Genomic DNA, 22,597 nt, shown 5'->3' with positions numbered 1-22,597 from the left:
TCATTTTAAAAAAAAACTCCGTAATGATTACTCTTGTTAAAACAGTTAAAGTAGAATGTCAAGAAATTAGAATTAGGGATAAAGCTCTAATCGACTTGTATTCGTTAGCAGTGTTGAGAATTAGACAGCCTGTAGAATCCCTTTTAAATTAATTAATTGAAAAAAGAAATATTCAATTAGCATGTAAAGTCAGATCTACAAAAGGATCGTTACGACATCTGTTTGGCAAGATTGCAGCTGCCTTTACAAACATAATATTTTCACCTTTTTTTGACATAATTTAGTTAATTACAAATATATTGGTTAGCTAAATGCGCAGTTTTTCTTTGCGTTTCAAAATTATCTTTATCCATTTATTGCAGCCTGATCAGTCAAGAATAACAATGTTCCGTCCAAGGGTTTAATTAGTTGTGTAGGATATTTTTCGGGATTATAATCACCATATAAAACTTCGTTTAATGCATGCGCTTTACTTTTTCCGAAAGTTATTACGACAATTTCCTTCGCTCTATTAATAAAAGGCACAGTTAGGGTTATTCGATGCATACTTTGCGATTCGAGATAATAAGCTGATACCCATTTATTATTTTCATGCAATACGGCTTCACCAGGAAAAAGTGAAGCGGTATGTCCATCATCGCCCATTCCTAATAAAATCAGGTCAAATTGTCCATGCTCTCCTATAAGACTCTTTATTAATTCTTCATATTTCAAAGCATATTCCTCCGGTGAAAAGCCTTGTTTATACATTGGAAACAAGTTGCTTTTTGGTATGCCAACATGATTTAACAGGTAGTCGGACGACATTTTCGCATTGCTGCGTTCATCATCAAGGGGCACCCAGCGTTCGTCACCCCAAAAAACAAAAATATTTTCCCAATCTATTTTGGCCTTGTACCGAGGAGTCGCCAAAAGCTTGTAGATAGATACAGGCGATGAACCACCTGTAAGCGCTACTATAAAGCGGCCCCGCTTCTGTATTGCATTTTTTGCCGCAGCTACAAATATATTGGCCGCATGAGGTGTTATTTCTTCTTTACTACTAAAAACACTTACCATCTGTTACTTCTTTTTCTTCTAGTTCTACGTCATTTAATGAGTTTGATGCCCATTCATGTCCCTGGCGGGCAAGTAATTTATTTGCTTCTTCAGGACCCCAGCCCCCAGCTTCATATTTATACAAACTTAAAAGCTTGTCGTTTTCCCATGCTTCCTGAATGGTTGTTACTACATCCCATGCTTCTTCAACCTGATCTGAGCGCATGAATAAAGTTGGGTCTCCCAACAAAGCATCCAATACTAATGTTTCATAAGCTTCAGGAGATTGAGTGGAACATGAAAAATAATCAAAAACCATTTCTGCAGGTTTTAGCGAAAGTGACTGGCCAGGTTTTTTTGTCATAAACTGCAGCCTAATATCCATTGCAGGTTGAATATTTATAATTAAACGGTTTGGCATCATACCTTCTTTACCAAAAGAAAAAGTAGAATGGGGTACAGGCTTAAATTGTATGACGATCGAGGATTGTTTTTTCTTCATTCTTTTGCCTGTTCGAACGTAAAAAGGAACACCTTGCCAACGCCAGTTGTCAAGATAAAATTTCATGGCTACAAATGTTTCTGTGTTAGAATTGGCTCCAACTCCCTTTTCTTGTAAATATCCGGGTACTAGCTTTCCTTTTATTGATGCCTTATCATATTGACCCCTGACTGTGTAATGTTTTACTTCTTCTGGAGTTATACGTCGTATCGCTTTTAAAACATCAGCTTTACGGTTTCTGATTTCATCTGCTTGCAATGATGTAGGAGCTTCCATCGCTACCATAGTTAAAATTTGCATCAGGTGATTTTGTATCATATCCCTAAGTGCGCCGGCATCTTCATAAAACTCGCCACGATCTTCAACACCAACTTCTTCTGCAACAGTAATCTGGACAGAATCAATAAAGTTACGGTTCCATAGCGGCTCAAACATCGAATTTCCAAAGCGGAAAGCTAGGATATTTTGCACCGTTTCTTTGCCCAAATAATGGTCGATTCGGTATATCTGTTCCTCTTTAAAAGTTTGTGACAATAACTCATTTAAAAGCACTGCAGAACTTTTATTGTATCCAAAAGGTTTTTCAATAATGATACGATCTTGTGCAGAATTAGCGGCAAGATCCATTTTCTTTATATTATTTGTAATTATTTCAATGAAAGATGGCGCTATTGACAAGTAAAAAAGTCTGTTGGCACGTTCGCCAAAAGACAAATCTATACCGTCCAACTTTTGTTTCAGTACTTGATATGATTCTTCTTGATTTATATCATGTTGCAAATAGTTGATATGAGAAGCAAATTCTTGGTAGACTTCTGTTGTAGCTATTTTATTTCTGGAAAACGCTGTCAGGTTCTCGCTTACATGGTTTCTATATAATGAATCGCTTCTCTCTGCTCTTCCTAGCGCTAAAATTTTAAACTTTTTCGGCATGCGACCATCAAGGTATAGATTATAAAAAGCCGGAAAAAGCTTTCTTTTTGCTAAATCGCCCGTTGCCCCAAAAACAATAATGATGGTGGGCTTTATAGTATTGACAATATTCATTTTGTTACATTTAAAATTTAGTCATTCCACTCTGTGTGAAATTTACCGCTCGTATCAATGCGCTCATAAGTATGTGCCCCGAAATAGTCACGCTGCGCCTGTATAAGACTAGTAGGAAGTTTTTCGGATCGATAAGCATCAAAATAAGCTAAAGAATTCATTAAGCCCGCAATAGGTATCCCTTTTTGAACTGCGAATTGTACCGTAGACCTAACACTAGATTGATTCTCATTTATTGCCTTCGCGATAGTATCATCAAGCAATATGTTTTTTAGTCCACTATTTTTGGCGTAAGCTTGGCGGAAATCCTCAAGCACGACAGAGCGAATAATACAACCACCGCGCCAAATCTTAGCAATGATTTCAAGGTTCAGGTCATAATTATACTCTTGTGAAGCTTTAGTTAACAATGCTAATCCTTGTGCATAGGTTATTAATATAGAAAAATGTAGAGCTCCTCTTAGTGCTTCTACAGCCGAAGGTAGATTAGTGTTATCTTGTTCTGCATCCCAAACTAATTTCGCAGAAGCCTCAATTCTTTCCGGTTTGTTTTTCGACATATTACGCATTGCAACCGCAGCGTCTATGGTGGGTAACGGTACTTCTAAGTCCATCGCATTTTGAGAAGTCCATTTTCCGGTTCCTTTAGATTTTGCCCAATCGGATATTACGTTTATTAGCCTCTGGCCGTCAGCATCTGTTTTTTTTAAAATATGCCCTGTAATTTCAATTAAATAGGATTGAAGTTCGGTATCATTCCAGTCTTCAAATACTTTTTGAATGGTTGTATCGTCTAGGCCGTACCCTCGTTTCATAAGATCGTATATCTCTGAAATAAGCTGCATGATACCGTATTCAATTCCATTATGAACCATTTTTACGTAATTTCCAGCAGATCCGTTGCCCAAATATTCTACACAAGGTTCCCCATCCACTTTGGCCGCTATGGATTCAAAAATAGGCCGTAGTCTTTCATAGGCTTCTTTATTACCGCCAGGCATAAGGCTCGGACCAAATCGTGCTCCTTTTTCACCACCAGAGATACCCATTCCAAAAAAATGGATCCCTTTGGATGATAATTCTGTAAATCTACGGTCGGTATCCGTAAAATAGGTATTTCCACCGTCGATAAGAATGTCTCCTTTATCCAAGTAGGGAAGTAGGCTTTGAATGACAGTATCCACAGGCTTACCTGCAGGAACTAATACCATTATAGCTCTTGGTTGTTTTAGAAGTTCTACAAACTCTTTCACTTCTGCTGTGGCCTTAATATGTTGTTGGGAATTAGATTCCTGTGTCAGGGATAAAACTTTTTCCGTATCCAAATCCAAACCTGCCACAGCATATTTTTGGTCGGCCATATTTAACAGCAGATTACGACCCATGACCCCTAGCCCAACTATACCAAAATCGAATGTTTTCATAATTAGTATCTAAATTTATTATTGCAAAAAAAGGCTGGAATTAATTTATAAATTCCAGCCTTCATCCATCAATTACGCTACAGTTACACTGTTTATAGCATCTTTTAATGCTTTAGCAGCAGCAGCTGGGTCTTCAGCACCATAAATGGCACCCCCTGCGACAGCTACATCAGCACCAGCAGCTACAACGCCTTTTATTGTATCGATGCTAACGCCACCTGCAACAGAAAACGGAACTTTTGCTAATTTTCCTTCACTAATAAGTGTTTGTACAGAGTATCCTGCTAATGTTTGCTCGTCAAGACCAGCATGTAACTCTACAAAAGCAACTCCAAAAGCAGTTACTTCTTGAGCTCTTTGCACTCTGTTTTTAACTCCAATAGTATCAACTACTACCTTTCTACCGTATTTTTCTGCAGCTTGCACCGCTCCTTGTATAGTAGCATTATCTACAGCACCCATAACTGTTACTAAATCTGCACCTGCTAAAAATGCAATCTCTGCTTCTAGGAAACCAGTATCTGCAATTTTCATATCTGCAAAAATTAATTTGTCAGGGAAAGCTGTTTTCATTGCAGTAACAACTTTTAAACCTTCCGCTTTAATGAGCGGTGTACCTAATTCTATAATATCTACGTAAGGTGCTACTTTGTGTGCTAATTCTAATGCGGCTTCTGTTGTAAGTAAATCAATTGCGACTTGTAATTTTGTCATGTCTAAATGTATAAAAAAAAATTAATAATATAAAAAAAATCGTTATTCTAGGTTGGCGTGTTTGGGCCATAGTGCTTCTTTGGTCAAACCTGATTCTTGCCATAGGGTCATAAAAACACCTTCCAGGATAAATAATGTAAATTGTTCAAAAAGGCTGCCTGCATATTGCTTAGAAACGGAAACACCGAAGTCTGTTTTTGTTGCTGCGTTTATTAGTATGATACTGTCTGCCAATTTTGCTAATTTGCTTTCTGCATCAGCAGTAATAGCAATAACTGTAGCTTGTTGACTCTTAGCTTTCTCAGCCGATGAAAGTACGGAAGAAGTAGTTCCTGAACCAGATGCTAGAAGTAGCAGATCTCCTTTTAATATAGCAGGTGTATTCGTTTCCCCTACAATGAAAACAGTATACCCTAAATGCATAAAACGCATAGCCGCCATTTTTAATGCAAGTCCGCTTCTCCCAGCAGCCATAACAAAAATTCGTTTGGCTACTTTTATTTCGTGAACCAAAACTTTTAGCTGTTGTGGATTCACCTGATTTGCCAGTTGTCTATTTTCCTCTAGAATAGCAAGCAAATTGTTGTTTGTCAAGATATTTGTGTTCATATTGTTTTATTTTTAAATAAGGCCGTCCGCTCATTATATCAGTCAAATTATCACACTATTAAAATTGGGTAATTTAAAATGCAATTTTATGCAGTAACTATTTATTACGGGATACATTTATATTTGTGATTCCCATGTGTATAATCAAACGGGATAATTATCCTATTATAACTATTTTGAAATAGTAGTTTGTATACATTTGATTCGTAATAATTACTGATACAAAGATATATCTGAAGGGAGGGAGTAATGTTATATATACAAGACTATGCGGTATAAATTTGCGCCAATCCGTTTTGAAGGTCGGTTGGCGTTTCTTTTAATTTTGCTTTTACAAATTTATTAAGTGCAGATGGGGAACTAAATCCAAGATCAAATGCGATTTCTTTATGAGAGTGATCAGAGAACAATAATTGTCTTTTAATTTCAATAAGAATGCGGTTATGAATTGCATTTATTGCGGTTTCGCCAGAATATTTTTTAGTTAGAGCATTAAGTTTTTTTGTACTAACAAAAAGTTTTAATGCATAATATTGCACGCTGCGCTCACTTTTATATTGATGGTTTAAAAGTTTTTTAAAAGCTATATAAATATTTTGATTTGGTCCTTGCGTGTCGTGATGTAAAACGGGATGTTGGCCGTGTATTGATTCTATAAGTCCTAAAAGAAAAATTTTGATGTAAAAACGAGCCTGTTCTTTTTTAACAAGGCTTGGGGCGTTGTAAATATCTTGTATGTTCTTTATAATTGGGAGGACTTTTTTAAATTCTGGACCAGAAAGTGCAGTATTATTAAGGTGTACCGATAGATTAACATTATAAGCACTGAGTTCATTTTTCAATATATCCGAGCAAAATAATACTTCTTCAAATAATATAATTTTGCCAACCAAATCGGTACTCAAATTTGAAAAAAAATGAATTTGATCCGGAAATATAATAGAGATATTTCCTGATTTTAATAAATATGTTTTATCCTCAATATGTACTTTAATATTTCCAGACTCAATTACAATAATACAAAAATGATCTTTTTTATGTGGTTGAAAATAATCTTGAATACTTGCCGTCTCAAGGTCAAAAACCCGAAACGACAAATTTTTATCATCCGTTTTTTGAATGTTTTTCTTGATCTCAAGCCTCTTTAAGTACATAGGTTATTTTTTATATAGGTACACTGCGCGCTCAAATCAAAAATTCCAAGCAATCACGTTCATTTGGATATTGTGTGTAGTAATACTCGCAACGATAATTTATTAAATTCAATAAAATTATTTTCCTGCTCGCATTTTGTTATTATAATTATGATTAACTAATAATAATAGAAAAATGAAATGGCAATAAATTTACGTAAAATAGTTATTTCCAAAGATAGACTTTTCTTAATGGTCAGAAAATAACAAAGCCTAAAATTAGGCTAAAAATGGATTTAATACTTTTCTTAAGTCGGTAAAAAGGAATTTTATTTGACACTTTTATAGGAAAAATAAGAAAATTAAATACTCGATTCCAATGTAAATGGAACACCAGTTATCGGATAAATGTAATTGGTTATTTTATATCAGTTAAACAAAAAAAATTAATTAAGAATCAGAAAGAAAGTGGTAAAAAGTGAAACAAGAACACGTACACTAATAAAAAATAATTTCAATTTAATTGTATCCTACTTTTGTTTTTTAAGGTTCTAAAAAAACAGTAAAGAAGTTAAATTTAACTTAAATAAAACCTTGATTTTTTAATAACTCAAGCGATCGAAAAGAACATATTTCAGCAGTTTTTATTTCAATTCTTAGTTTCAAAAAAGATATAAAAAAAATATTTAGGGTATAATTAGAGCCAGTAATTCCCTAATAAAATATTTTTTTCGAAAGGAAATCACATTTGGTTCTCTACACTTGGGCAATATTGAAATTTTTAATTGTGTATAAAATCATAAATACTTTAGATTTACTGGTCTTGAAAACAGTTAAAATTATTCACTTTAATGCCCCTCGCTTATAGCCTCAAATATTGTACGTAAAAGATACCAATTGTCAAATAACAAATAAACATAAAGTATTAAGATTAAAAATTCATATAGTTTGGGTTACAAAGTACAGATATGGAGTTTTGCACGGAGATATTAAAATGAGATACAAAACTATTTTGATACAAATATATGAAGGGGAAGGCGTTCAGATATTAAAAAGAATAGTGTCAAAAGATCATGTCCAAATGTATATTGAATATCGACCTTCCCAGTATGTAAGCACTTTAGTTAAATTACTGAAAGAGCTTTCTTTAAGAAAACTAAAAATTGAATTCCTGGATCTGAAAAAAAGATATTGGAGGCCTCATTTTTGGACAATAGGTTTTTCATGTTTGGAGTACGTGTAATATCACAGATATAATGGTAAATCAATTTTTGGAAGATCACAGAAACCCGAATAAAAATAATAATGACAACTTAATAATTGACGAATAGCAGCCGTGCAGACTTTAAGTCTGCCAACCAATTCTATGGACTTACAGTCCTTAATGGTTTATTAATTAAAATAGGATATTTTTTACGATTATATTTGGGCTTGACCATCAAGACAGCCACATATTTCTGTTCTCTATTTTTAGATTTGTGCTGATTAAAAGGAATAAGAACTGATAAACAGATAGTAATGTTTTTAATAAACCTAAAGGTAATTTTACATTCATTAATTCGTATTGTTTTTAGGCGAGGTGCATTGATTATTGATAAAAAGAATTATTTTTGAAAGATTGTACGTTACTAATTACTTTTTACTTTATGATTTTTAGTGATATTAATACAATGCAAAATAGTTGCAGTTTTGGGATCATACTTGATTTTTACGGCTTTATTGTAAGAATAAAAATAAAAAAGAATTCATTATAGAATTAACCGATGAAAACCAAACGCATTATTAGTAAAATAAAAAAATCATATTATCTTAGCGCATCAGCAATTCCGGATAAAAATGAAAATAATAGCAGTCATACCCGCACGATATGCATCCACTCGATTTCCAGCAAAACTTATGCAAGATTTAGGGGGGAAAACCGTGATTTTAAGAACCTACGAAGCCGCCATTAAAACAAATCTATTCGATGATGTTTTTGTAGTAACCGATTCAAATTTAATATTTGATGAAATTATTTCGAATGGCGGAAAAGCAAGTATGAGTATAAAAGAACATGAATCAGGAAGTGATCGCATTGCCGAAGCTATTAAAGATATTGATGTAGATGTTGTTGTTAATGTGCAAGGTGATGAACCTTTTATTAATGCCGAACCTTTACAGCAACTAATTGACATTTTCAAGAAAGATTCTACTAGTGAAGTTGATTTAGCTTCGTTGATGCGAGAAATAAAAACAGAGGAAGAAATTAATAATCCTAATAATGTAAAAGTTGTTATAGATCAAAGTCAGTTTGCTCTCTATTTTTCTCGTTCCGTAATTCCATTTCCAAGGGAGAGAAATATAGGTGTTCGTTATATGCAGCATATAGGTATTTATGCTTTTAGAAAACAGGCATTACTTGATTTTTATAGTTTACCAATGAAATCTCTGGAAGCATCCGAAAAATTAGAGCAACTACGTTATTTAGAATATGGAAAGCGTATAAAAATGGTTGAAACTAGCCATATAGGAATAGGTATTGATACGCCAGAGGATTTAGAAAAAGCTCAAAAACTACTTTAACTTAGTCAATATCATCGTGATCAAAATAGCCTTTAGTATTAATTTTTGTAGAGAAAAAATTCAAAAAAAGGACAACAAAAAATAAAAATAGTGAGGAATTGTGTCGTTACTAGGAATTTTCCAATAGGATTCACAGGATAAAGATCACCATAGCCTATTGATGAAGATGTGACAATACTAAAATAAATAGGGTCAAACCAGTGCGTAAACTCTTTATTTAAATAATTACCAACGGAGTAAAAGGTAGCAAATTCAAAAGCTATTTCTATATAATTAAAAAATAGTAATAACATCGATCTTTTATAAGAACGTGGTTTTCCAAACTTATCTGAAGCAAAAATTAGAGTAGGATTATAGAAAAGAGTTTCTAAAAACAGATAAATAAGTATCCAGATGATCCAATCGTGATGTTGCCATTGATTCATTAAAATCAATAATGAAAATACAACCTTTAGTAAAACATAAAAATCTGAGGCTAAATCTTAGTATTCAATACCTTTTTTACTAGCAAAACACTTAATATATACCTGAAAAAAAAATGTGACTACGCAAATATCAACCTCACGATTTTTTCGATACCATTATCATTTTGATGCTCATTGTTCCATATAGACTCAATATTCCGAATCCTTTTTTGGATAGGATTATAACGTGGTTGCACACCTTCGGAACTTTTTCCTAAAAAGAGTTTCTTTATCTTTTTTTTCATTTAGAAATATTATTATTTAGTTGACGCCTAATTTTTTAATATATAAATCTTTCAAAACAATTTTTCGATTACAATTAGTTCGTTATGCTGTTCAATACGAGCTATGGTTTTGATAGTAAAGTTAGAATCTGTAAATTGAGTAACGTACTCTTTATTTCTTTTGTTATGATTGTCATTTAATATCATCGTATTAAATAATATAAAACCGCCTTTTTGTAAAAGAAAGCAAATCCTTTTTACAAAAAAACTTTCAAAAAGGAAATTTGGCATTATAGTATCTTGGAAGACATCAACAATAATTAGATCATATCTTTCTTTCGATTTTAAAATAAATTCAAAAGCATCATCACATACAATTTCTAAATTTTTAATTTCATTTAATTTAAAATAGGTGTCAGCTATTGTGATAATTTCTGGATCTATTTCAACTCCCGTAATTTTACCTTTATAGTTAATTTCATCTACAATAGTTTTGATAACGCTACCGCCAGCAACGCCTAAAACTAAAATATGATTCATCGAGCTTATTTTATCGAATCCAATATTTTTTAAACCTAATCGTAAAATACGCTGTAAACTACCATAAGAATAATTTGTGTTTTCAGAATCTAAAACTAATTCACCATTTGCCCAAGTAACCTCAATAGACTTACTTATGGCGGAATTCACTTGATATATTTTTATTGGAATAAAATAACTAAATAATTTTTTTAGCATTGCTAACACATTTAATCAAAAATAGGATTTAATTATTTATTTTGCGATAAATAATAAGGTAATGAAGAAACAATTATACACATTTATATTTTTCAAGCTCATGGGTTGGAAAATCGTAGGAACTATTAATCCAAGTATAAAGAAATGTATTATGATGGTAATGCCACACACTAGCGCACATGATTTTTATTTGGGAATATTCACAAGAGGAATCACAGAGATTGAGATGAATTACGTGGGTAAAAAAGAGTTGTTTCGTTTTCCTTTTGGCTGGTACTTTAAATATATGGGAGGCGAACCACTAGATCGAAGTGGAGGAATGAATAAGGTAGATGCTGTAGCAGCTATTTTTGATAAAAAAGAGATTTTTCGATTAGCTGTAGCTCCAGAGGGAACAAGAAAAAATGCAAACAAAATAAAAACGGGCTTTTATTATATAGCTTTAAAAGCAAATGTTCCAATAATTACAGTAGCATTCGATTTTGGAAAAAAAGAAGTAAGATTAGGACAACCACTATTACCAACAAATAATTTAGAAGCTGATTTAAATATTTTGAAAAAAAATTTTATTGGTGTAAAAGGTAAAATTTCGGAAAATGGATATATTTTTAATTAATTTACAAAGAGTTCATTCTTTATGAACTGATACTATCAGCTGGGACGATAACTCTTAAAAGTTCCATTTTTATAAAATATTACTATTTTATCAACTTCCTCATTTTTATTTTGTGAGTCAACATTTTGATTAGTTATCTTTTTTGCTGCAATTGAACCAGTTGAATTTGTACTTTGATTTTCAGAAAATAAATCTATATTATTGTTTTCTGCAATTTCACTAACAGGGGTAATCTTTTGAGGTTCCAATTTAGCAGCAGTGGATATTACATTATTTTCTTCGGTTTTTGGAAAAGTACCTTTTCCATTTAAAATCCAGTACAAATCAATATCTGGAAAAACATCCAATATTTTAAGCACAAAATCCAAACTAGGTTTATTTCTACCTGATAAAAGGTGAGACAAACTCGAGCGTTGTACACCTATCTTATCTGCAAAAGTGGAGGCATTTAAATGATAATAATCTAAGATTATTTCCAATCTTTTTACAAAATCTTCTGTGTTTACCATTGTAAATTATTTTAAAACTTATCTATTTACAAATGTAATTAAATCAAATCACAAAACCTAAATTACAGTTGTAAATTATCAAATATAATATTTATATATTAAATAATTACTATAGGTAGTTAAATACAAAGATATGGTTATCAACACTTTAATTTTAAATAATATTATCATTACAATTGTAATCACTAGTCCTATTGAACAGCAAACAATTACTGATAAGATAATTTACATTATTAAATAATTGTCAAAATTAATTGTTTACAAATGTAAATACAAAGATGTTTACTTTTGTAAATTAAAATAAATAGTATGAATTTACAAAAGTTATATTTAGATAATAAAGAACATTCTTTAAGCGGACGTTACATTACATTACCATCTATTGAACCTCTTTTACAAAAATTGAATAGCAATAATCAGCTAAAAGTGATCGGAAAATCTGTGCTTGAAAAACCTATATATTCTTATGAATTAGGAACTGGAAAAACTAAGATTTACTTATGGTCACAAATGCATGGTAATGAAAGTACCACTACAAAAGCGCTGTTTGATTTTTTTAATCTATTAAAAAACGGATCTTCATTAGCAGAAAAACTTTTAAAAACTTTTACTTTTTTTAGTATTCCAATGCTAAATCCTGATGGAGCCATTTTATACACTAGAGAGAATGCTAATAATATTGATCTTAATAGAGATTCACTAAACCTCTCACAGCCTGAAAGTCAGATTTTGAGAAAGATATTTGATGAATTTAAACCGAATTATTGTTTTAATCTTCATGATCAACGCACTATTTTTGGTGTTGGTGATTCTGGTAAGCCAGCAACTCTGTCCTTTCTTGCTCCTTCTTATAATGAAGAGCGCGCGATAAATGAAACCAGATTAAGTGCTATAGAAGTCATTGCAGCCGTTAATGGAGAATTACAAAATTATTTGCCAAATCAAATTGGGCGTTTTGACGACTCTTTTAATATAAATTGTATTGGTGATATGTTTCAAAGCTTGGGAGTACCCACTATTTTATTTGAAGCAGGCCATTTTCAAGATGATTATCAGCGAGAGGAAACGCGTAAATTTGTTTTTATGGCATTAGTTTCAAGTTTTAAATACATAAACGAAAACGTTATAGTTGTTAATGGAATTGATAAATATTTGAATATTCCTCAAAATAAAGTCGTTTTTTATGACTATATTTATAAAAACATCAAAATAAATTATGATGGTATTGAAAAAATCACCAATTTTGCAGCACAATACAAAGAAGAATTAATTGAAAATCAAATTTGTTTTAATGCTTACATTTCTAAAATAGGAGAATTAGAACAATATTTTGGTCATTTTGAATATGATGCTGAAAATCACCTTTATACAGATGGTGAGAAAGATATTCCGAAATTGGATCAAAAAGCTGATTTTTGTTTAGGTAAAAACATAAAAGTTACTAATGGAATGGTAAAAATGTAGTTTTTTAGTCTTTTATTTATTATTTATTCATAATTTTATACTTTGTTAAAGCATTTAAAAATATTAATTTTAGAGTTATGAGTAAATTTCGTTTAGATGAAGTAGATCACCAGATACTAGATATGTTGATTGATAACACAAGAGTTCCTTTTACAGATATTGCAAAAAAACTTTTGATTTCAGCTGGTACTGTGCACGTGAGGGTGAAAAAGATGGAGGATGCAGGGATAATAATGGGATCTTCATTAGTCCTTGATTATGATAAATTAGGGTATTCTTTTATAGCATACGTTGGTGTATTTTTGAATAATACTTCTCAAACAAAATTTGTCTTAGAACGTATCAATGAAATACCTTATGTAACTGTTGCGTCTGTTACGACAGGTAAATTTAATATTTTTTGTAAAATTAGAGCTAAAGATACTAAGCATGCTAAAGATGTAATCTTTATGATCGATGATATTGAAGGTGTATATAGAACTGAAACTATGATTTCGTTAGAAGAAAGCATTAACGATAAAAAGCGTTTGATGCATACTATTTTTAAAAATATGTAACTACTCTTGATCGCGATATATAACCATATAACCTCAAGTTAATTCTTGAGGTTTTTTTTTAAAAAATTAACTAACTAACTACAACAACTATAATTACCACAAGATGTACACATTACCTAAAATTGAACGGTTTAATCAGGATGTTTTGTCTAAATACAATATTTACAATAGTGTTTTTATCACACTTCCTTTTGATTCTATAGACAACACAGGAGCTTTACTGCCATTATTTACAGAAAGTTGTGATGCTGGTTTTAAAAAACAAGAAACACCTAAAGAGATTGTAGATTTCTTTGCTAAACGTTATCTTCAAGATGCTACAGAAGAAGATAAAATAGATATCATGTTTCGATTTATTCAGTATATCGAACGCCAAATTGTATTATTTGACGCCATTGAAGACGCCGCTTTTCTGGTGATTAACAATATGGAGGGAAGAGGTTCACTTCGAGATATAAAAGAGAAATCTGATGCAAAGAATAAGCAAGAAGAATTAATTGAGTTTTTAGAAGATTTTCATGTGAGAACAGTTTTAACGGCACATCCTACTCAATTTTATCCAGGAGCTGTTCTAGGAATTATCAATGATTTAACTATTGCCATTCGGAATAATGATTTGTTAATCATTAAACAATTACTAGCGCAGTTAGGTAAAACTCCATTTATTCAAAATGAAAAACCAAATCCTTATGATGAGGCAGTAAGTTTGATATGGTATCTTGAAAACGTATTTTACCAGACTTCGGGTGAAATGGTGCATTATTTGCAAAAGAATATATTTGATGGGCAATCCATCAATAATCCAATAATTCAGCTTGGTTTTTGGCCTGGAGGCGATAGAGATGGAAATCCATTTGTAACTACCGAAATTACTTTTAAAGTAGCGGAGCGTTTAAGAACTTCTATTTTAAAATGCTACTATATTGAAATTAGAAAATTAAAAAGAAAGCTAACCTTCTCAGGCGTTAATAATCTAATAAACGAACTAGAACAAAAATTATATCGTTCTGTTTTTTACTCTGTAGGAGAAATTTATATCACTTTAAGTGAATTTAAAGCGCAATTAAATAAAATAAAGCAAATTATAATAGATCAGCATCAGTCTTTGTATCTCGATGATTTAGATGCGCTATTGATCAAAGTCAATTTATTTGGTTTTCATTTTGCCTCTTTAGATATTAGACAAAACAGTAAAATCCATGATGCGGTTTTTAACGACGTGGTCGATTATTATTTAAAAAATAATTCAACTGTTTTCCCTGAAAACTATTTTGAACTATCAGATGAAGACAAGTTTCAAATTCTTTCAAAAACTACTGGTAATCTTGATCCCGCTGTATTTGAAAATGAATTGACACGACTAACTATAGAATCTATTCAAGCAATTAAAGCCATACAAGGAAAGAATGGCGAATTTGGTGCAAACCGATATATAATTAGTAATAATGAAAGTGCACTTAATGTGATGGAAACTTTTGCATTATTTCGCTTGAGCAATTGGGAAGATCCCAAAGTTGATATCATTCCGCTTTTTGAATCTGTTGATGATTTACAAAATGCACACACCATCATGGAAAAGCTTTATACTAATCCTGCTTATGCTGCACATTTAACTAACAGAGAGAATAAGCAAACGATAATGCTAGGATTCTCTGATGGGACTAAAGATGGTGGTTACTTGATGGCAAACTGGAGTATATATAAAGCAAAAGAAGAATTAACAGCAATTTCAAGAAAGTACGGTATAAAAGTAATTTTCTTTGATGGTCGTGGTGGTCCGCCAGCTCGCGGTGGTGGTAAAACGCATAAATTTTATGCTTCTCTTGGACCAACAATTGAGAACAATGAAATTCAAGTTACTGTTCAAGGACAAACAATTAGTTCTAATTTTGGTACTTTAGATTCCTGCCGTTATAATCTGGAAAATTTGTTGAGTGCTGGAGTCACAAATCAAGTATTCAGTAAAGGAGAGAATGAATTATCTGGTGATGAAAAGACCATTTTAGATCAGTTAGCCGGTGTTGGTTATGAAAAGTATTTAAGTTTTAAAAATCATCCTAAATTTATTCCCTATTTAGAACAAATGAGTACCTTAAAATACTACGCTAAGACCAATATTGGAAGTCGACCTTCAAAAAGAAGTAAATCTGCCAGTTTAGATTTTGCTGATTTAAGAGCGATCCCTTTTGTGGGTTCTTGGAGTCAATTAAAGCAAAATGTTCCTGGTTTTTTTGGTGTTGGAACTGCTTTAAAAAAGTTTGAGGAAAATGGACAATGGGATAAAGTTCAAGATTTATATAACAGCTCCTTGTTTTTTAAAACCCTATTAGAAAATAGTATGATGTCGTTAGCAAAATCATTTTTTCCATTGACGGCGTATATGCAAAAAGATCCCGAATTTGGTGAATTTTGGCAAATTATTTATGATGAATTTTTAGAAACTAAACGTTTATTATTAAAAATCGCAGGTCATCAAACACTTATGGAGAACTATGCGGATGGTAAAGCTTCTATTGAAATAAGAGAACGTATCGTATTGCCTTTGATAACAATACAACAATATGCGCTATTAAGAATTAATGAATTAAATAAGGAAGCAATCGTAAATGATGAATTAATAAAAATATACGAAAAAATAGTTATGCGATCGCTTTTTGGAAATACTAATGCGAGTAGAAACTCCGCTTAAAAAATAAAAAATGAATGCATCACAATTGCCCATTAAAGAATATGCAGAATACTACTTTAAATACATAAATGTATTAGAAGAGGTTACATTACTGGAGGAGTTGGAAATTTCGCTACACGATTTTATTCGCTTTGTACAAAACATTCCTATGGATAAGTTTGATTATCGCTATGCCGAAGGAAAATGGACTATCAAAGAAATTATTCAACACGTGATCGATACAGAACGTATTTTTGCTTATCGCGCTCTTCGCATCTCTAGAAATGATAAAACGCCACTGCCAGGATTTGATGAAAATGATTATATAGACAATACTGACGCTAATAGCCGAAGCATTCAAGCGCTTTTAACTGAATTTTCGGCAGTTAGGCATTCTAATATTTATTTGTTTAAAAGCTTTTCAAACGTTCAATTAGAAAGAATGGGAATGGCTTCAAATGCTGGTGTATCTGTTCGTGCTATTGGTTTTATAATGATTGGTCATCAAAAACACCATCAAAAAGTATTTGAAGAAAGGTATTTCTAATTTACTCTAAAAATACGGACCATTGTTGCAATTTCTTTTCGAAAGACATAGTATTTGCAGGACTTGTAGAAGGCATCACATAATAAGTGATGCCTTTAATGTGTCCAAATTTTTTGAGAAAAAATTTATGACTTTCTTTGCCATTGAAAACTATTTTATTTATTAGTGGAAATGTAATAAATAAAGTTTCGAAATCATTTTCCTGATGGTTTTTAATATGCATGTCTAAACTGCCTTTTCTTTCGCAGTGTTGCAAAACATCCCATAATCCAATATTATTATTTTGAAGCACTTTTATTTTTTCTTCGAAATGCGTTGATATTGGTAAGCAATCAAAAAGAGTGTATATAATTTTCCAAAAATGATTTCTTGGATGCGCGTAATATTCTTGTTTTTCTAAAGAAGTTATGCCAGGCATTGTTCCTAAAATTAAAATCTTTGAAGTTGAATGTACAAATGGCGTAAAAGAATGAATCATATCATTTTATTGAATCTATATTCCTTGTTTTTCGATTATTGCTAATGCCAAGCGGATTTTACCATAATCCATTTTCTCTTCAAAATAATCAAAATAAGGTTTTAAAGCCACGGGTGATTCCAGTGTAATTTTTGCCACAGCGATTTGTTGAACTTCCTCATGCGAAATAAATAGAGTCAAGTCAATTGGGGAGCCATCAAGATATAGTTTTGCTAAATGAGACATGATCGTGCTTTGACCTAATTTTCTTTTTTCGGCGATTGCTTCAACGGAGAATCCATTATTATACATTTCTAAAGTTTCTTGATAAGTTGTTCCTTCTTTCTTTTTTTTTACAACTTTTGTTTTTTGGAATTCAATTATCGCTTTTATAAAAGCATCACCATATTTTTCAAGTTTCACTTTACCAACTCCATCTATTGCCAGTAATTCCTTATCGCTCATCGGTCGCTCTGTTTCCATTTGGCGCAAAGCCGCATCACTAAATATAACATAAGCGGGAACTTCCTCTTCTTTAGAAATTTCATATCGCAATTTTCGTAAGATTTCAAATAGTGAATTTGCGGTTGATGCGATTTTATTTTCTTTACCTTCTTGTTTTTCGGTGAACTTCTGAACGTTAGTTAATTCAACTCTTTTGCCCTCAAAAAGTACTTTTTTGGCGAAAGCCGTCAACCTAATTTTATTTTGCTGGTCAAATGCAATCTCGCAGTACCCTAAATTGATCAATTGAATTAAATATTGATTCCAGTTGAACCAAGAAAGATCATTACCAACTCCATACGTTTTTAATAGTTGATATTCTTTTTCATAAATATAAGCGTTTTTGGAACCGCGCAAAAAATCAATAATGACTGGTAATGGCTCTGATTCCTTCAATCGAATAATTGCCGACAACGCTTTTTGAGCGATAATAGTTCCATCAAAAAACAAAGGTGGGTTTTTACAAATATCACAGTTTCCACAATTTTCGGTTACTAATTCACCAAAATAAGAAAGTAAAATTTTACGACGGCAACTTAGTGCGTCAGCGTATTGTTTCATTCTTTCTAATTTTGCCAGTTGTACTTCAGCATTTAGACCTTGTGATGCAAATTTCTGCAACTGAATCATATCGCCATAACTTTCAAAAAGTACTGTTTCAGACGGCAATCCGTCACGACCTGCGCGACCAATTTCCTGATAATAACCTTCAATATTTTTTGGTAAATTATAATGAATCACCCAGCGAACATTAGATTTATCTATTCCCATTCCAAAGGCAATGGTAGCACAAACTATTTGGCAATCATCATTTATAAATTCATCTTGTGTCTGCGATCTAATTTTGCCATCTAATCCTGCATGGTACGCTTTAGCATTGATACCTGTTTTTTGTAATTTTGCCGCGAGTTCTTCTGTTGTTTTTCGACTTAAGCAATAAATAATTCCAGATTCCTTTGGTTTATCTTGTACAAAATCTATAATTTGTTTTACTCTATCTAAGGAGGGTCTTACTTCTAAACTTAAATTTTTTCTATCAAAAGAAGCAATGAATATTTGAGGATTTATTAAGTTTAATTGTGTGCTAATGTCTTTACGTGTAGCTTTATCCGCAGTTGCAGTTAAAGCTAAGATTGGAGTAGAAGGGAAGCGATTTTTAAGATAACCTAAGTTAGTATAGGCCGGGCGAAAATCATGTCCCCAAGCCGAAATGCAGTGCGCTTCGTCAATAGCAATAAGGCTTATTTCCAAACGATTAAAAAGATTATCCAAAAATGATAAACTCTCAGGTGCCACATAAACTAATTTGATTTTATTGGACTGTAAGCTTTCAATATAAAATTGTCTCTCGCCTTCTGTTTGGCTACTGTTGATATAACAAGCTTCAATTCCGTTTGCTTTTAAGCTATCTACTTGGTCTTTCATCAACGCAATCAACGGCGAAATTACAATTGTAATTCCTGGAAAAAGTAATGCTGGTAATTGAAAGCAGATCGATTTTCCGCCACCTGTTGGCATAATTGCTAGTGTATCTTTTCCGGATAAGATACAATTTATTATATCTTCTTGGTTGGGTCTAAATTTCTCAAAACCAAAATTCTCTTTTAATGTGGTATGTAAAATAGCAGTAGTCATTTTTGGAGTATAAATTCGATCTAAATTAATAAAAAAAGGAACCCAATTACGAGTTCCTTTAAAAATGTATATTTTAAAAATAATATGAATTAATCCTCATCCTCTTGATCATCGTCTTCATCAATAAAATCTTTTTCATCATCATCATCATCGTCATCTCCTGAATCAGAATCTGGTTTATCTAAATTTTCATCATCCTCATCGTCGTCTTCAATGTCATCATCAAGATCTAAACCTTTAATAGGTTCAACCACTTCATCAATTATTAATTCATCATCTTCGTCGTAATTTTCAATTCTATCAGAAAGTTTAGTACTTACCTTTACTAAATAAATCGTGTCAACAGTGCGTACCTCCACTGCTTCAATCAATTCATTTTTAGCATTTCTAAAACTGATGATATTAGAATCATCATAACCATCTGGGAATTTTTCTACCAAAAGGTTTAAAATTTCGTGGGTAAGCTTTGCGTAATCAACTATTACTCTTTTCATAAATATTCTATAGGTCTAACAAATAAGCGAAAATTAAAGGTGCTACAATTGTAGCATCTGACTCAATTATAAATTTTGGAGTTTTTATATCTAATTTACCCCAAGTAATTTTTTCATTCGGTACCGCTCCAGAATACGAACCATAACTAGTTGTTGAATCTGATATTTGACAGAAATAACTCCAGAAAGGGACATCATGCATTTCCATATCTTGATACAACATAGGAACAACACAAATAGGGAAATCTCCTGCTATTCCACCACCTATTTGAAAGAAACCAACACCTTTACTACTATTTTTTGGATACCACTCTGATAAATAAATCATATACTCAATACCTGATTTCATCGTTGATGCTTTTAAATCACCTTTGATCACATACGAAGCAAAAATGTTACCCATCGTACTATCTTCCCATCCTGGAACAATTATAGGTAAATTTTTCTCTGCAGCTGCGTACATCCAGCTATCTTTTAAGTCAATTTCATAGTATTCTTCAAGAACACCTGAAAGTAACATTTTATACATAAATTCATGAGGAAAATATCTTTCTCCTTTCTCTTCAGCATCTTTCCATATTTTATAAATATGCTTTTGCAAACGACGGAAAGCTTCATGTTCAGGAATGCAAGTGTCTGTAACGCGGTTCAAACCTCTTTCCATCAATTCCCACTCTTCTTGAGGAGTTAAATCACGATAATTTGGAACTCTTTCATAATGCGAATGAGCTACTAAATTCATAATGTCTTCTTCGAGATTTGCTCCAGTACAAGAAATAATATGAACTTTGTCTTGACGGATAATCTCAGCAAAAATTTTCCCAATTTCGGCAGTACTCATAGCACCCGCCATAGTGACCATCATTTTTGCTCCGTTAGCTAATTGTTCTTCGTATGCTTTAGCTGCGTCAACTAAAGATGCAGAGTTGAAATGCAAATAATGCTTTTCAATAAACTGACTAATAGGTCCTTTGCTCATTTTTAAAAATTTTATTTCTTGAATTTATAATCTCATAGTGATGTAAATCAAATTTAACAAATTTAATTTAAAATAAATCACTATGAATGTTGTTTACTTTATTTTTTATGATATCCTAATATTTTTAAGACTTCATCAGCGGTTTGCTGAGCAGAAAACACTTCTGTAGCAAGAATTCCATTTTCATCTCTATCGATCAAGATGTGTTTTGGTTGCGGAATTAAACAGTGATGTAAACCGCCATATCCACCAATTGTTTCTTGATATGCTCCAGTATTAAAAAAACCAATATACAATGGTTTTTCTTTGTTGTACTTAGGCAAATAAATAGCATTCATGTTCTGCTCTGAATTATAGTAATCATCGCTATCACAGGTTAATCCGCCTAGTAATACTCGTTCGTAAGTTTCATTCCAACGATTGACAGCAAGCATTATAAAACGTTTGTTTATAGCCCAAGTATCAGGCAAAGTGGTGATAAAAGAAGAATCGATCATGTTCCACTTCTCTCTATCATTTTGTTGTTTTTGATATAAGACTTGGTATATTGCGCCACCGCTTTCACCAACAGTAAATGATCCAAATTCAGTAAAAATGTTAGGAACATCAACTTCAGCTTCATCACAAGCAATTTTTATCTGATTGATAATTTCGTCAATCATATATTGATAATCAAAATCAAACGCTAATGAATTTTTTATTGGAAAACCACCACCAATATTTAATCCGTCTAATGAAGGACACTCTTTTTTTAGGTTTACATATACTTTGATACATTTTACAAGCTCATTCCAGTAATACGCAGTATCATTGATTCCTGTATTGATAAAAAAGTGCAACATTTTTAATTCCAAATTCTTATTATCTTGAATTTGTTTTTTGTAAAAGCTTACAATATTTTTATAGCCTATTCCAAGTCTTGACGTATAGAATTCAAATTTAGGTTCTTCTTCAGCGGCAATCCGGATTCCGATTTTAAATTTACCTTTAATTTCGGCTTGCAGTAAGTCAAGCTCTTCATAATTATCGATAATTGGAATGGTATTTTTATGGCCGTTATTGATCAATCGAGCGATGTTTTCAATATATTCATCTCTTTTAAAACCATTACATATTACATAGGTACTTTTATTTATCTTGCCATTTTCTAGTAAGTTTTCGACAATATTAATATCAAAAGCAGATGAAGTTTCGATATGAATATTGTTTTTAAAAGCTTCATTCATTATGTATTCAAAATGAGAACTTTTAGTACAGTAGCAATAGTAATATTTAGCTTCGTACTTATTTTTTTCCATCGATTTTCTAAACCAAGCTTTAGCTTTGTTTATGTTATTAGAAATTTGTGGTAAATACGTAAATTTTAAAGGAGTGCCATATTGCTCTACTAATTTCATCAAATCGATATTGTGAAATTGGAGATTATCTTTGTTTAATTTAAACTCGTCTTGAGGGAAATAGTATGTTTGATTGATTAAATCAGAATATTTTGTATTCATTAGATTTTGATATTATAGATTAGAATATTTAATAAAGATTACATCTAAAAGATCAAACTCGGATATTAGCATAAATTATTTGAAGTTTCTCATGGTCGGCTTTCAAATATTGGAATATATCAAAACTAAAGTTTCCTTTAATTGAATAAAATCGCTTCAATATCCTCAAAAAAGAAAATTTTTTTCGAGTTTTTGTAGAACTATAACCGCGTT

The 22,597-nt window shown here is 31.8% G+C and carries 21 protein-coding genes and 1 pseudogene; 7 read left to right on the top strand and 15 right to left on the bottom strand.

Going from position 1 to position 22,597, the window contains the following annotated elements:
• Nucleotides 1-345: 345 nt before the first annotated feature.
• From pgl to RCH18_RS05455, 6 genes are all read right to left on the bottom strand, one after another.
• Nucleotides 346-1,059: a 6-phosphogluconolactonase gene (pgl, locus tag RCH18_RS05480; RefSeq protein WP_326935748.1), complete on the bottom strand. Its 714-nt coding sequence runs from the start codon at nt 1,057-1,059 to the stop codon at nt 346-348.
• The gene (zwf, locus tag RCH18_RS05475) at nt 1,043-2,587 is read right to left on the bottom strand and encodes a glucose-6-phosphate dehydrogenase (protein ID WP_326935747.1); all 1,545 of its coding nucleotides are present in this window, start codon (nt 2,585-2,587) and stop codon (nt 1,043-1,045) included. The genes pgl and zwf overlap by 17 nt, the downstream gene beginning before the upstream one ends.
• 17 nt (nt 2,588-2,604) lie before the next feature.
• The gene (gene gndA, locus RCH18_RS05470) at nt 2,605-4,011 is read right to left on the bottom strand and encodes an NADP-dependent phosphogluconate dehydrogenase (RefSeq protein ID WP_326935746.1); all 1,407 of its coding nucleotides are present in this window, start codon (nt 4,009-4,011) and stop codon (nt 2,605-2,607) included.
• 72 nt (nt 4,012-4,083) lie between these two features.
• Complete coding sequence (hxlA, locus tag RCH18_RS05465; protein ID WP_326935745.1) at nt 4,084-4,725, bottom strand: 3-hexulose-6-phosphate synthase; 642 nt, start codon at nt 4,723-4,725, stop codon at nt 4,084-4,086.
• A 42-nt stretch (nt 4,726-4,767) separates the two neighbouring features.
• Nucleotides 4,768-5,334, bottom strand: coding sequence for a 6-phospho-3-hexuloisomerase (hxlB, locus tag RCH18_RS05460; protein ID WP_326935744.1), 567 nt, complete (start codon nt 5,332-5,334; stop codon nt 4,768-4,770).
• Nucleotides 5,335-5,600: 266 nt separating this feature from the next.
• Nucleotides 5,601-6,488, bottom strand: a complete 888-nt coding sequence (locus tag RCH18_RS05455) for an AraC family transcriptional regulator (RefSeq protein ID WP_326935743.1) — start codon at nt 6,486-6,488, stop codon at nt 5,601-5,603.
• An 856-nt stretch (nt 6,489-7,344) separates the two neighbouring features.
• Between RCH18_RS05455 and tnpA the strand changes: the two are divergent.
• Nucleotides 7,345-7,798 (top strand): annotated as a pseudogene (tnpA, locus tag RCH18_RS05450) (IS200/IS605 family transposase).
• A 505-nt stretch (nt 7,799-8,303) separates the two neighbouring features.
• Nucleotides 8,304-9,029 (top strand): 3-deoxy-manno-octulosonate cytidylyltransferase, encoded by a 726-nt coding sequence (kdsB, locus tag RCH18_RS05445; protein ID WP_326935742.1) that lies wholly within the window; start codon nt 8,304-8,306, stop codon nt 9,027-9,029.
• A gap of 38 nt (nt 9,030-9,067) precedes the next feature.
• On the opposite strand, the gene RCH18_RS05440 is transcribed toward kdsB, so the two are convergent.
• The 3 genes from RCH18_RS05440 to RCH18_RS05430 all read right to left on the bottom strand — a co-directional run bounded on the left by RCH18_RS05440 (nt 9,068) and on the right by RCH18_RS05430 (nt 10,455).
• Complete coding sequence (locus tag RCH18_RS05440; protein ID WP_326935741.1) at nt 9,068-9,454, bottom strand: ion channel; 387 nt, start codon at nt 9,452-9,454, stop codon at nt 9,068-9,070.
• A gap of 119 nt (nt 9,455-9,573) precedes the next feature.
• Nucleotides 9,574-9,738 carry a hypothetical protein gene (locus RCH18_RS05435; protein ID WP_326935740.1) on the bottom strand — a complete coding sequence of 55 codons (165 nt, stop codon included), beginning with the start codon at nt 9,736-9,738 and terminating at the stop codon, nt 9,574-9,576.
• Between the two features lie 51 nt (nt 9,739-9,789).
• Nucleotides 9,790-10,455, bottom strand: a complete 666-nt coding sequence (locus tag RCH18_RS05430) for a spermidine synthase (protein ID WP_326935739.1) — start codon at nt 10,453-10,455, stop codon at nt 9,790-9,792.
• Nucleotides 10,456-10,516: 61 nt separating this feature from the next.
• Between RCH18_RS05430 and RCH18_RS05425 the strand changes: the two genes are divergently transcribed.
• Nucleotides 10,517-11,071: a 1-acyl-sn-glycerol-3-phosphate acyltransferase gene (locus RCH18_RS05425; protein WP_326935738.1), complete on the top strand. Its 555-nt coding sequence runs from the start codon at nt 10,517-10,519 to the stop codon at nt 11,069-11,071.
• A gap of 35 nt (nt 11,072-11,106) precedes the next feature.
• Here the strand turns inward: RCH18_RS05425 and RCH18_RS05420 are convergent, their stop codons facing one another.
• Nucleotides 11,107-11,580, bottom strand: a complete 474-nt coding sequence (locus RCH18_RS05420) for a helix-turn-helix domain-containing protein (RefSeq protein ID WP_326935737.1) — start codon at nt 11,578-11,580, stop codon at nt 11,107-11,109.
• A 309-nt stretch (nt 11,581-11,889) separates the two neighbouring features.
• On the opposite strand from RCH18_RS05420, the gene RCH18_RS05415 reads away from it, so the two are divergent.
• The 4 genes from RCH18_RS05415 (at nt 11,890) to RCH18_RS05400 (ending at nt 16,816) form a co-directional block, all read left to right on the top strand.
• Nucleotides 11,890-13,044, top strand: coding sequence for a M14 family metallopeptidase (locus tag RCH18_RS05415; RefSeq protein WP_326935736.1), 1,155 nt, complete (start codon nt 11,890-11,892; stop codon nt 13,042-13,044).
• Nucleotides 13,045-13,121: 77 nt separating this feature from the next.
• A complete protein-coding gene (locus RCH18_RS05410; RefSeq protein WP_035672404.1) occupies nt 13,122-13,601 on the top strand; it encodes an Lrp/AsnC family transcriptional regulator in 480 nt (159 codons plus the stop codon).
• Between the two features lie 103 nt (nt 13,602-13,704).
• On the top strand, nt 13,705-16,290 hold the full coding sequence (locus RCH18_RS05405; protein ID WP_326935735.1) for a phosphoenolpyruvate carboxylase: 2,586 nt from the start codon (nt 13,705-13,707) through the stop codon (nt 16,288-16,290).
• 10 nt (nt 16,291-16,300) lie between these two features.
• A complete protein-coding gene (locus RCH18_RS05400) occupies nt 16,301-16,816 on the top strand; it encodes a DinB family protein (RefSeq protein ID WP_326935734.1) in 516 nt (171 codons plus the stop codon).
• A 1-nt stretch (nt 16,817) separates the two neighbouring features.
• Here the strand turns inward: RCH18_RS05400 and RCH18_RS05395 are convergent, their stop codons facing one another.
• The 5 genes from RCH18_RS05395 to RCH18_RS05375 all read right to left on the bottom strand — a co-directional run bounded on the left by RCH18_RS05395 (nt 16,818) and on the right by RCH18_RS05375 (nt 22,384).
• Nucleotides 16,818-17,294 carry a DNA-deoxyinosine glycosylase gene (locus tag RCH18_RS05395; RefSeq protein ID WP_326935733.1) on the bottom strand — a complete coding sequence of 159 codons (477 nt, stop codon included), beginning with the start codon at nt 17,292-17,294 and terminating at the stop codon, nt 16,818-16,820.
• Nucleotides 17,295-17,309: 15 nt separating this feature from the next.
• On the bottom strand, nt 17,310-19,412 hold the full coding sequence (gene recQ, locus RCH18_RS05390; RefSeq protein ID WP_326935732.1) for a DNA helicase RecQ: 2,103 nt from the start codon (nt 19,410-19,412) through the stop codon (nt 17,310-17,312).
• 89 nt (nt 19,413-19,501) lie between these two features.
• Nucleotides 19,502-19,906: a DNA primase gene (locus RCH18_RS05385; protein WP_326935731.1), complete on the bottom strand. Its 405-nt coding sequence runs from the start codon at nt 19,904-19,906 to the stop codon at nt 19,502-19,504.
• Nucleotides 19,907-19,913: 7 nt separating this feature from the next.
• The gene (locus RCH18_RS05380; protein ID WP_326935730.1) at nt 19,914-20,885 is read right to left on the bottom strand and encodes a deoxyhypusine synthase family protein; all 972 of its coding nucleotides are present in this window, start codon (nt 20,883-20,885) and stop codon (nt 19,914-19,916) included.
• Between the two features lie 98 nt (nt 20,886-20,983).
• The gene (locus RCH18_RS05375; RefSeq protein WP_326935729.1) at nt 20,984-22,384 is read right to left on the bottom strand and encodes an arginine decarboxylase; all 1,401 of its coding nucleotides are present in this window, start codon (nt 22,382-22,384) and stop codon (nt 20,984-20,986) included.
• Between the last annotated feature and the right edge of the window lie 213 nt (nt 22,385-22,597).

Source organism: Flavobacterium sp. PL11, from assembly GCF_035985025.1.
In the GTDB taxonomy this organism is placed as follows: domain Bacteria; phylum Bacteroidota; class Bacteroidia; order Flavobacteriales; family Flavobacteriaceae; genus Flavobacterium.
The sequence above is the reverse complement of the archived record's forward strand: the minus strand, read 5'-3'. Positions and strand labels throughout refer to the sequence as shown.